9 protein-coding genes are annotated in these 12,163 nt (G+C 48.9%); all 9 read right to left on the bottom strand.

All coding sequences use genetic code 11. The features are described from left to right. Position 1 precedes the first annotated feature (1 nt). Positions 2 to 1,948 carry an acetate--CoA ligase gene (gene acs, locus ACXAG2_RS12375; RefSeq protein WP_119502609.1) on the bottom strand — a complete coding sequence of 649 codons (1,947 nt, stop codon included), beginning with the start codon at positions 1,946 to 1,948 and terminating at the stop codon, positions 2 to 4. A gap of 390 nt (positions 1,949 to 2,338) precedes the next feature. Further along, positions 2,339 to 3,523, bottom strand: coding sequence for a hypothetical protein (locus ACXAG2_RS12370; RefSeq protein ID WP_474867399.1), 1,185 nt, complete (start codon positions 3,521 to 3,523; stop codon positions 2,339 to 2,341). Between the two features lie 385 nt (positions 3,524 to 3,908). After that, entirely contained in the window at positions 3,909 to 5,045 is a 1,137-nt protein-coding gene (locus tag ACXAG2_RS12365; protein ID WP_474867617.1) for a Na/Pi symporter, read from the bottom strand. A gap of 103 nt (positions 5,046 to 5,148) precedes the next feature. Then, positions 5,149 to 6,201 carry an aldo/keto reductase gene (locus tag ACXAG2_RS12360; RefSeq protein ID WP_474867396.1) on the bottom strand — a complete coding sequence of 351 codons (1,053 nt, stop codon included), beginning with the start codon at positions 6,199 to 6,201 and terminating at the stop codon, positions 5,149 to 5,151. Between the two features lie 55 nt (positions 6,202 to 6,256). Further along, the gene (locus tag ACXAG2_RS12355; RefSeq protein WP_474867393.1) at positions 6,257 to 7,330 is read right to left on the bottom strand and encodes a chemotaxis protein; all 1,074 of its coding nucleotides are present in this window, start codon (positions 7,328 to 7,330) and stop codon (positions 6,257 to 6,259) included. 240 nt (positions 7,331 to 7,570) lie between these two features. Then, the gene (tuf, locus tag ACXAG2_RS12350; protein WP_474845340.1) at positions 7,571 to 8,755 is read right to left on the bottom strand and encodes an elongation factor Tu; all 1,185 of its coding nucleotides are present in this window, start codon (positions 8,753 to 8,755) and stop codon (positions 7,571 to 7,573) included. A gap of 63 nt (positions 8,756 to 8,818) precedes the next feature. Continuing rightward, positions 8,819 to 10,921, bottom strand: coding sequence for an elongation factor G (fusA, locus tag ACXAG2_RS12345; protein ID WP_474852893.1), 2,103 nt, complete (start codon positions 10,919 to 10,921; stop codon positions 8,819 to 8,821). A gap of 25 nt (positions 10,922 to 10,946) precedes the next feature. After that, positions 10,947 to 11,417 (bottom strand): 30S ribosomal protein S7, encoded by a 471-nt coding sequence (gene rpsG / locus ACXAG2_RS12340; protein ID WP_070123208.1) that lies wholly within the window; start codon positions 11,415 to 11,417, stop codon positions 10,947 to 10,949. 77 nt (positions 11,418 to 11,494) lie between these two features. Next, complete coding sequence (gene rpsL / locus ACXAG2_RS12335) at positions 11,495 to 11,869, bottom strand: 30S ribosomal protein S12 (RefSeq protein WP_070123207.1); 375 nt, start codon at positions 11,867 to 11,869, stop codon at positions 11,495 to 11,497. Positions 11,870 to 12,163: the final 294 nt, after the last annotated feature.

The following is a 12,163-nucleotide window of genomic DNA, read 5'->3' as shown; positions in this document are numbered from 1 at the left end:
CTTATTTGTTTAAGCGCTCCTCGATGAGTGTATCAACAACGGAAGGATCCGCCAACGTTGAGGTATCACCAAGTTGCTCATGCTCGTTAGCGGCAATCTTACGCAGAATGCGGCGCATAATCTTACCTGAGCGAGTTTTAGGCAGTCCGCGGGACCACTGAATCATATCCGGTGTGGCAATCGGGCTCAGTTCCTGACGTACCCACGCACGCAGTTCTTTCGTCAGCGCCTCGTCCGGCTCAATACCTTCGTTAGGGGTAACGTACACATAGATACCCTGCCCTTTGATATCGTGGGGATATCCCACCACCGCAGCTTCAGCCACTTTAGGGTGAGCCACCAGCGCACTTTCAATTTCAGCAGTACCTAAGCGGTGACCGGAAACGTTCAGTACATCGTCCACGCGACCAGTGATCCAGTAGTATCCGTCTTCATCACGACGGGCACCGTCACCGGTAAAGTACACGCCTTTGTAGGCACTGAAGTAAGTCTGGATAAAGCGCTCATGGTCACCGTAAACAGTACGGGCCTGGCTCGGCCAGCTGTCTTTAATCACCAGGTTACCTTCAGCGGCACCTTCCAGATCATTACCGTCTGCATCAAACAGCGCAGGCTGGATGCCAAAGAACGGACGGGAAGCCGAACCCGGCTTAAGTGGCGTCGCACCCGGCAGCGGAGTAATCATCATGCCGCCGGTTTCTGTTTGCCACCAGGTATCCATAATGGGACAACGGCTCTGACCAATCACGCGGTAATACCATTCCCATGCTTCCGGGTTAATTGGCTCACCCACAGACCCTAACAGACGCAGAGAAGACAAATCGCAACCTTCCACCGGCGCTTCACCATGGGCCATCAGGGCGCGGATTGCAGTAGGTGCTGTGTACAGGCTGTTCACCTTGTACTTTTCTACTACCTGAGCAATACGGCGTACGTCAGGGTAAGTAGGCACACCTTCAAAGAATACCTGAGAAGCACCGTTGATCATCGGTCCGTAAACCATATAGCTGTGACCTGTGATCCAGCCCACATCCGCTGTACACCAGTAAATGTCATCTTCACGATAATCAAAGGCGTACTTAAAGGTCATAGATGAATACAGCAGGAAACCACCGGTAGTATGCACCACACCTTTTGGCGTGCCGGTTGAGCCTGATGTATACAGAATAAACAGCGGGTCTTCCGCGTTCATGACTTCCGGTTCGCACTGGGCTGAACAGTCTTCAGTAAGCTCGTCCCACACCACATCAACGTCGCTGTTGTAGTTAACATCGCCGCCGGTCAGCTTGTGTACAATGACATTAGTGATAGACGGGCACGCACCGTTAGCCAGCGCTTTATCTACATTCACTTTAAGAGGGACAGAACGGCCTGCACGGCGGCCTTCATCACAAGTAATAACAACTTTAGCTTTACTGTCGTTAATACGGTCAGCGATTGCATTAGGCGAGAATCCGCCGAAGATAACAGAATGCACCGCACCGATACGGGCACATGCCAGCATGGCATAAGCAGCCTGCGGTACCATAGGCATGTATACCGCAACGCGGTCGCCTTTACCGACACCCAGCTTTTTCAGGCCGTTTGCCAGTTTACATACTTCGTAATGCAGTTCCTGATAAGTGATTTCCTGGCTGTCTTCAGGGGAATCACCTTCCCAGAACAACGCCGTTTTCTTTGCATTCTTCGCCAGATGGCGGTCGATGCAGTTGTAGCTGGCGTTGATTTCGCCGTCTTCGAACCACTTGATTGAAACGTTATCTGCGCCAAATACCGTATTCTTGGTTTTAGTTGGTTTCTTGTACCATTCTAACGTTGAAGCGTACTCTGCCCAGAAGCCTTCCGGGTCTTCTACAGAGCGCTTATACATCTGATCATACTGCTCTTGCGTCAAATGCGTGTTTTCCAGAATGTTGTCCGGTACAGGATACGTCTTGCTGGCAGTCATGGATAATGCCTCCGATGTCATGTTAATCCAGTAATAATTGTCTGTTAAACAGGGTAGCCATTCTAAGGTAAAGCAAAATGAGACTTTGGTCTTAGCGATTTTGCTCTTTTAAGACAAAAAGATACAACCTTAGTCTCATAGACCAACAGCCAGTTTTTTAATTCAGAGGAATACATCCTCTTTTGAAAAAATAACGAAAAAGTCACAATTATCTTACCTTTAACCTGACTGCGTAAAAGAAGATAATCCGGATAAATTGCTTAACAGACCCGATGAACAAAAGCTGAAAGTATTCAGATAAACCGTGCCACCCTCACCGGCTATTTGCGCAACTGATAGTGAATATCACGCAGACAGCAGGCGGGGTGGCAGGATGCCGCTAAATTTGCCTCAGAACTTAAAGATCACACCAGCACGTGCAACCACGGTTGTGAAGCTTTCAAAGTCAGAACCATACTCAGTATCGAAGTGAGTTAACTGAGCAAAAGTGGTTAAGCCTTCGGTAGCCTGATAGCCATAGTTAATATAGGCAGTCGTATTTTCGTTCAGGCTGGTTGCAGACAGGCGATCACGGTCACCGGAGTCTACCGACGCACTACCGTAACCTACTTTCACGTTATGCCCTGCTGCCGGCGTCCAGCTTGCGTACATCATATAGCCACTCTCTGAGAAGCTTTCGCTGACCACACCGCCACTTAATGTCACTGCCGGCGCTACACCCAACGCATTCTGGTTGTTCAGTGCTTCACCGGTGTAGTATTCACCATTCAGGCTGACCGCTCCGAAGTTCAGTGTTGTGTACACTTTAAAGAGGTTGCCATCCTGGTTACTGCCTTCAACATAGCCCGGCTCATCTTCAAACTCCAGTTCGGCTACGTGTGCCGCAAAACCGATGACGTGGCCGGATATTTTGTAGTTAGCATCTACAGCGAAGCCCGGCATACCACCCAGCTCATTATTATTCACACCGCTGCTACTCAGGTTACGGCCCTTACCGGTGATTGCGCCGGTCAGGGTTAAGTTATCAACTTTGTAAGTTGCACCCGCTTCCATGGCGAGGAAGCCGGAATTACCTGCACGGTAACCATTACCAACCCAGTTGTAGCTGCCGCTGGATTTGATCCCTGATGCAGTAGACCATTTCTGGCCGGCAAACAGCGTCAGATTATCGCTGTAATCGTAATAAAGCGTTGCCAGACGAAGTCTTGGCTCCTGCGCCTGCAATGCGGTTTGGTTAGTAAAGCCGTCTTCACCATCAATGAAATCCAGCTCAAGTACTCCGCGAATTTTATCGTGCTTCATATTCAGGGAGAAACGGGACTGAGAAGCCTGGAAAGAAGTAGACTGGGATTCCAGATAATTCGTTTCTTGCGCAGTTGCAGGGGCACCGCCGAAAATATCCGTTCTCAGTGCATGTGTTGGTGCAACATGACTGTAAGTACTTCCGTAACTGCCGACACCCTGACTGGATGTCACGACTTCCGTTTTGATCATGCCTTTGAAGCTGAAATCATAAGCGTAGACAGGGCTACCCGCCAGGATAAGTGCGCACGAGGCTGCAATGCGTGTATACATGTGTTTTCTCCCGATTCATTTTTAAAATCAGATTTGGTTTTTAAATGGTGTTCTTTTTTCTTATTGAGGATAAAGCGAAGGGACGAACAGGTACGTCACCCTCAACCTTCTAACGAAAAATTAACATTAACAAAACAATTTCATTGTGAGACAAATTACAGCGGATTACCCTATAAATCGTGAATGTTGCGACCAAAGTCTTACGATTCAGGGAGGATACGAACCTTACCCGGCTCATTTGTTGTTTTTGCTGTGACTTAATAAAATCAGTCACTTAATTATTGTTGATGAACCCGGATTCTGCGAGCTTTTTGCGGTGTAATCTGCATTTTCCGGCGGGGATGACAGGGCCGCTTCAGCTTGATGTGAAGCGGCGGAATGTAAATCACTGTGAAATGAAAATCACAGACAGCGGCATAACAAAGAACAATCCGGCAATATAAGCAGCACCGTAAATTTTACGTTCTGCTGCCAGGCTGGCCAGTGATGATGACAGACTGAGAGGAATGTTGCGCAAAACGGGCAGGCCAAATATCAGCAGCACTGAAAAGATATTAAATAACAGATGCACCAGCGCAATCTGCATGGCAACCCCCCCCATCGGACCGGTCACCGCCAGCGCAGCGATAAGCGCAGTAATACAGGTTCCGATATTTGCACCCAGTGTGAACGGATAAATATCACGGGCTTTCAGAATGCCACTACCCACCAGCGGAACCATCAGTGACGTGGTGGTAGACGATGACTGGACCAGCACTGTCATTACGGCCCCTGAAGTAATGCCTGATACCGGCCCTTTGCCGATACTGGTGTGCAGAATATCTTTCGCCCTGCCTACCATAAGCACTTTCATGACTTTTCCCATCAGTGTGATTGATGCCACGATCAGCACAACACCCAGCAGAATTTTAACGACTCCGGGATACACAGACGGCAGGAACATCAGGCCCTCTGTGACCCAGTGTACAACCGGCTCAGTAACCGCCTTCACCGGATTCACACCGGACATTGCCACACTGTTGTCCATCTGCAGCAGCGAAACAAGATACTGACTGCTTTTTTCTAATATCCCTGTCGCCATTTCCAGCGGCAGGAAAATCATCACCGACATAACATTAAAGAAATCATGAATTGTCGCGGCATGGAATGCCCGTCTGAACTCATCTTTGCGGGCTACGTGTCCCAGGCTCACTATGGTGTTGGTAATACTGGTACCGATATTCGCTCCCATTATCATCGGCACAGCAATAGGTACGGGCAACCCGCCTGCAACCATGGCAACTATGATGGAGGTCACCGTGCTGGATGACTGAATGAGGGCGGTACTGACCATGCCGATGATCAGGCCCATCACCGGATTTGAGGCAAATTCGAATAAACCCCGCGCATGGTCAGCCGTGGCAAACTTAAAGCCACTGCCAATCATCGATACTGCCAGCAGCATCAGATAAACCAGGGCAAGGAGTACAAACCAGTTTTTTATTGAATGACGTGGCGTTCCTGCCGCAACCGTCGGTTCCATGTTGGTATGGGATAGCGTCATAATAAAGCATACACTCACTTATGTTCAGATAAGCAAGTGTATGGCGGATTTATGACAGCGAAATGAACGCGGCAGTCATGCCTCAGAAAGGAACAGGGTACGCTCTGTAAACGTCTTCGATTTGGCGCAGTACGGCAGAATCCAGCGTTAAATTAAACGCATCAATGTTCTCTGCCAGTTGCGCTTCAGTGGTGGCTCCGATGATAGTTGCAGTGACTCCCGGTACCTGCTGACACCAGGCCAGCGCCAGTTGCGAAGGTGTAATCCCTGCACGGGAAGCAATTTCCACATAACGTCGTGTTGCATCGTGGGCCGGCTGCTTATCACGGAACAGACCCTGACGTTGAACATACGTCCAGCGGGATCCTTTCGGTCTCGCATCGTCCAGATACTTACCGGCCAGCATTCCCGTTGCTAATGGTGACCATGGCAAATAAGCAATATCTTCCAGGTGGCACATTTCAATCAGGTAGGGTAAATCCTTTCCGTGCAGCAGGCTGAACTCGTTCTGAATGGATACCGGTTTCGGTATACCCATTTCATCACATAAACGCAAGAAAGTATGAATGCCCCAGGGTGTGTCGTCAGACAGTCCCCAGTGACGGATTTTACCGGCATCGATGGCGGTTTTCAGACCGCTGAGGATATTGCGCATTCCTTCAGTTTCTTTTTCTTTATCGAAGGTGGTGGGATCCACTTTGCCTGGCCAGTGTTTACCGAAATGCGGCGAGTTACGGTTCGGCCAGTGCAACTGGTACACATCAATGTAGCTGGTCTGCAAACGCTTCAGCGAGCCTTCAATGGCTATGCCAATATTCTCAGCGTTGATAATATCGCCGTTACGAATCCAGCTGATACCACTGCCTGCGATTTTAGTCATGATAATGAGCTCTTCACGCTGGCTCTGATTGCGACTCAGCCAGTCGCCCAGTTGACGCTCCGTATCACCGGATGTCGGCTCGTTCGGCGGTATCGGGTACATCTCAGCGGTATCAATGAAGTTTACGCCCCTGGACAGTGCCAGAGCCATTTGCCCGTCAGTATCCTGCTGGGTATTCTGAATGCCCCAGGTCATCGTACCCAGGCACACTTCAGAGACTGACAGCCCGCTGCTGCCCAACGTTGTATATTTCATATTGCAGTTAACCTGTTTCTCATTCATTTTTGGTGCGGCTGTCTGCCGCTTAGCCTCATTTCGCTACAGAATTCTGTTCCTGAAGCTGGGCTTCGGCTTTCGCCAGCTTTTTCTCGATATCCCTGCGGGATTCCACCATCTCGTTTGCCAGCTCAGCCAGAGACTTAAATTCCGCAAACCCGAGCTGCCGGGTATCAATTTTCTGATATTGCCTTTTACAACGGTAAAAGAACATGACGAAATTAGCAAAAGCACGGTGAAATGTGGCGAAGCTTTTGACCAGCAGTAAAATCAATGCGATGGATGTCACTGCCGCAATCGACAAACTGTACACCCTGACTTTATTTTGCTGATCGGTGATCAACGGCTGCAATGCGGTTTCCACACTTCGCAGCTTGTCTTCCACATCATGGGCCTGACGCCTGAAGGCTCCCTGCAGGCCATCATTATGGGTGACGCCCATTGTCGTAACCGCGTCAGCCAGTTGATTAAACACCCGGGTGTACTCTGCCGTCAGGGTTTGTGCCTGCCCGTCACTACTGATCACCGCCGCATGCTGCAACTTTTCAAGGGCCTGACGTACAGCCTGACGGTGAAAGCTTTCACGGGTCAGTAGATAATTGCGGGTAGCCAGTTGCAGGGCAACTTTCAGCTGATAAGCCTCACTACCATAGGCAAAGAATGGCACCCGAGACATGTCATCCTCTATGCCGGTGAGTTTGCCCTGAAAACCGGACTGGCGGGTTAATCCCAACTGACTTTGCAGAGTAACCACTTCACGGAACAGGCGCTGGTAATCATGCATGCTTTGCGCAAGTTCGCCGGTTTGCTCTACCGGCAACGCATAGTCGGCCAGCAACGGCGACAACCCGGCAAGATCATTATTAAACCGCTCGGAGCGCGCCGTGAACCGGTGATAGTAGTCCATCTGATGTCGCAGCAGGAAGTCCTTTTCGTGACGTCTTAATTGCAACAACTCCTGCTCCAGATGCAGCAATAAATTGTGTTGCTCATGCAAATGAAAGAGGCGCTTAGTGAATAAATGCTGATTTACCACCAGCAAACTCATTCCTGATACGCAGATCAGGGTCATCAGCATCAGGCGGGACTTAATGGAATCAAATCTCATGGCGAACACCATTTTTGTGGAAACATCTCAGGGTAACGCAGCTATGTGAAGGGATTGTTGCATCAGGCATTATCATCCACAGCTCGAAAAGCGCCGGCGATGATAACACTTCCGGTAAAAGATGCACCTGCTGATACTTGCAAAGGAAACATTATTGGCAGATCATCAGGTTTAACGGGTCACTAAAAACAAAAAAGGCCGCTTGCGCGACCTTTTTTTGGACTAGTGTGTAGTCATCAATTACTTGATGATTTTAGCTACAACACCAGCACCTACTGTACGACCACCTTCACGGATTGCGAAGCGCAGACCTTCTTCCATCGCGATTGGAGCGATCAGGTCAACGACGAATTTCAGGTTGTCACCAGGCATTACCATTTCTACGCCTTCTGGCAGCTCAACGGCACCAGTTACGTCAGTTGTACGGAAGTAGAACTGTGGACGGTAACCTTTGAAGAATGGAGTGTGACGACCGCCTTCATCTTTAGACAGTACGTATACTTCCGCTTCAAACTGAGTGTGAGGAGTGATTGAACCAGGCTTAGCCAGTACCTGACCACGCTCAACGTCATCACGCTTAGTACCACGCAGCAGAACACCAACGTTCTCACCTGCACGACCTTCGTCAAGCAGTTTACGGAACATTTCAACACCGGTACAAGTAGTTTTGGTTGTATCTCTGATACCAACGATTTCTACTTCTTCACCAACTTTGATGATACCTTGCTCAACACGACCAGTTACAACAGTACCACGGCCTGAGATTGAGAATACGTCTTCGATTGGCAGGATGAACGGCTTGTCGATAGCACGCTCTGGCTCTGGAATGTAAGAATCCAGTGCTTCACCCAGTTCGATGATTTTCTTTTCCCACTCTGCGTCGCCTTCAAGGGCTTTCAGAGCAGAACCTTTGATTACTGGCAGATCGTCACCCGGGAATTCGTATTCAGTCAGAAGTTCACGAACTTCCATCTCAACCAGTTCCAGCAGCTCTTCATCATCAACCATGTCACATTTGTTCATGAATACGATGATGTAAGGGATACCAACCTGACGACCCAGCAGGATGTGCTCACGAGTCTGTGGCATAGGACCATCAGTCGCAGCAACTACCAGGATACCGCCGTCCATCTGAGCAGCACCAGTGATCATGTTTTTAACGTAATCAGCGTGTCCCGGGCAGTCTACGTGCGCGTAGTGGCGGGTAGGCGTGTCATATTCTACGTGTGAAGTAGAGATGGTGATACCACGAGCTTTTTCTTCAGGCGCGTTATCGATTTGATCGAAAGCCTGAGCTGAACCGCCGTAAGTCTTAGACAGTACAGTAGTGATTGCTGCGGTCAGAGTGGTTTTACCGTGGTCAACGTGGCCGATTGTACCCACGTTTACGTGGGGTTTCGTACGTTCAAACTTTTCTTTTGCCATTTTTCTCGTTTCCTAAGTTAAAAGTCCGACCCAATACAGACCGGACCGAACCTTCATTAAGATTTAGTTTCTTGATTCGATAATCGCTTTTGCAACATTGCTAGGCGCTTCAGAGTAATTGAAGAACTCCATAGAGTATGACGCACGACCCTGCGTTTGTGAACGCAAGTCAGTCGCATACCCAAACATTTCTGAAAGCGGTACTTTCGCGCGAACAATCTTGATCCCGCCTACACCGTCTTCCATACCTTCGATCATGCCGCGACGACGATTCAGATCGCCTACAACATCACCCATCCAATCTTCTGGAGTTGTTACTTCAACTTTCATAGTGGGTTCGAGCAATACTGGATTTGCCTCAGCACAACCTTTCTTGAAACCCATAGAGCCGGCGATCTTAAACGCCATTTCAGAAGAGTCAACATCATGATATGAACCGTCGAACAGTGTAACCTTTACATCAAGTACAGGATACCCTGCCAGCACACCATTTTGCAGCTGCTCCTGAATTCCTTTGTCTACCGCAGGAATGAATTCTTTTGGTACAACACCGCCCACGATTTCGTTCACGAATTCGTAGCCTGCACCTTCTTCCTGTGGCTCGATACGTAGCCAGACGTGACCAAATTGTCCACGTCCGCCTGACTGACGGACAAACTTTCCTTCCGCTTCGACCTTGCTGCGAATAGTCTCACGATAAGCAACCTGTGGTTTACCTACGTTACATTCAACCTTAAATTCGCGCTTCATACGGTCGACAATAATATCGAGGTGCAGTTCACCCATACCGGAAATGATTGTTTGTCCGGTTTCGTCATCAGTATGTACTTTAAACGACGGGTCTTCTGCAGCCAGTTTACCCAGAGCAAGACCCATTTTTTCCTGGTCTGCCTGAGATTTTGGCTCTACGGCGATGGAGATTACCGGATCAGGGAATTCCATACGCTCAAGTGTAATAACATGATTCGGATCACACAAGGTGTCACCGGTGGTCACGTCTTTCAGTCCGATAGCTGCGGCAATGTCGCCGGCACGAACTTCTTTTAATTCTTCACGGTCTTTAGCGTGCATCTGCACGATACGACCAAAACGCTCACGTTTTTGCTTCACAGGGTTATAGACGGTATCGCCTGTGTTAACCACGCCGGAATAGCAACGGAAGAACGTGAGGGTACCGACGAACGGGTCTGTGGCAATTTTGAATGCCAGAGCAGAAAACGGTTCGCTGTCGTCAGCATGGCGCTCTGCTTCAGTTTCTTCGCCGTCGTCTAACACACCTTTAATAGAAGGAATGTCGACTGGTGCAGGCAAATACTCAATAACGGCATCCAGCACAGCCTGAACACCTTTGTTCTTAAATGCGCTACCACAGGTTGCCAGAACAATTTCGTTGTTCAGTACGCGGGTACGCAGACCCTGACGGATTTCCTCTTCGGTCAGCTCTTCGCCTTCCAGGTACTTTTCCATCAGCTCTTCGGAAGCCTCTGCAGCCGCTTCGATCATCTCTGTGCGGTATTTTTCTGCTTTAGCAACCAGTTCAGCCGGAATGTCTTCATAGGTAAAAGTCATACCCATGTCTTCTGCATTCCAGTTGATGGCTTTCATCTTGATTAAATCGATGACGCCACGGAATTCTTCCTCTGCACCAATATTCAGTTGAATCGGTACACAGGTCGCGCCCAAACGTTTGCGGATCTGACCCACAACACGTTCAAAATCGGCACCGGCACGGTCCATCTTATTGACGAAAACCATGCGCGGTACACGATATTTATCAGCCTGACGCCAGACTGTTTCTGATTGAGGCTCTACCCCGGAAGACCCACAAAATACAACCACCGCACCATCAAGAACACGCAGAGAACGTTCAACTTCAATGGTAAAGTCAACGTGTCCCGGCGTATCAATGATGTTGATACGGTGTTGATCGTACTGCTGCTGCATTCCAGACCAGAAGCACGTGGTAGCAGCAGAAGTGATCGTGATACCACGCTCCTGCTCCTGCTCCATCCAGTCCATGGTGGCTGCGCCATCATGCACTTCGCCGATTTTGTGTGATAACCCTGTATAGAACAGGACACGCTCAGTAGTGGTGGTTTTACCCGCATCTACGTGAGCGACAATACCAATATTACGATAACGTTCAATTGGGGTCTTACGAGGCATACGTCTCTCTCAGTTTAAACGTTGATTACCAACGGTAATGTGCGAACGCTTTGTTCGCTTCGGCCATACGGTGAACGTCTTCACGTTTCTTAACCGCAGAACCTTTGTTGTCTGCTGCATCTAACATCTCAGCTGCAAGGCGTTGTGCCATGGACTTTTCGCCACGTTTACGTGCCGCTTCTACCATCCAACGCATACCCAGCGCGTTACGACGAACAGGACGAACTTCTACAGGAACCTGGTAAGTAGAACCACCCACACGGCGTGATTTAACTTCCACTGTAGGACGGATGTTGTCCAGAGCGTCTTCGAACACGTCTAAGTGTGCTTTGCCGGTTTTTTCAGCAACAATATCAAGCGCACCGTAAACAATCTTTTCAGCAACTGATTTCTTGCCGTCGAGCATTACGACATTCATGAATTTAGCAAGCAGTTGTGAACCAAATTTTGGTTCTGGTAGGATTTTACGTTGACCTACGACTCTTCTTCTTGGCATTTTACAATTCTCCGTATGAATTCAGGGAAATCCCAAAACTCTGATTACTTCAGTTTGGCCTTACTAACGGAGAACCGTTAAGATTTAGGCCGCTTCGCACCGTACTTAGAACGGGCTTGACGACGATCGTTAACGCCTGCGCAGTCCAGAGTACCGCGAACAGTGTGATAACGAACACCTGGTAAGTCTTTAACACGACCACCACGGATAAGAACAACGCTGTGCTCTTGCAGGTTGTGGCCTTCACCACCGATGTACGAAGACACTTCGAAACCGTTAGTTAAACGTACACGACATACTTTACGCAGTGCAGAGTTTGGTTTCTTAGGCGTAGTGGTATATACACGAGTACATACACCACGACGTTGTGGGCAAGCTTGCAGTGCAGCTACGTTGCTTTTTGCAACTGGCTGACGACGTGGCTTACGCACTAACTGGTTAACTGTTGCCATTAACTAGCTCCTGTTAGTAAAAAATGAAAACCCGATCCATGGTCGGGTCTGTTAAACGGCTTATTGAATCTGAAGCTTGTTGTAAACGTGCTCTACATTTACCCGCCCGAAAACAAAAAAACCGCGGCCCTGTTTCAGTATGTCTTCGCTAAATTAAGCGGACTTACCAGAAATTGGGTCGCGGAATTCTAATGATCTCATAAGCCAGTGTCAAGGTGTACAAAGGATAACCAGGCGATTATTCACGTTTGCATACCCTGAATGCACTGAACGGCGAAATATCCACCGTTCAGT

It is taken from the genome of Alteromonas sp. ABH4_456 (assembly GCF_056160645.1).
Note: the sequence above shows the minus strand (reverse complement) of the source record. Positions and strands in the feature narration are given on the sequence as shown.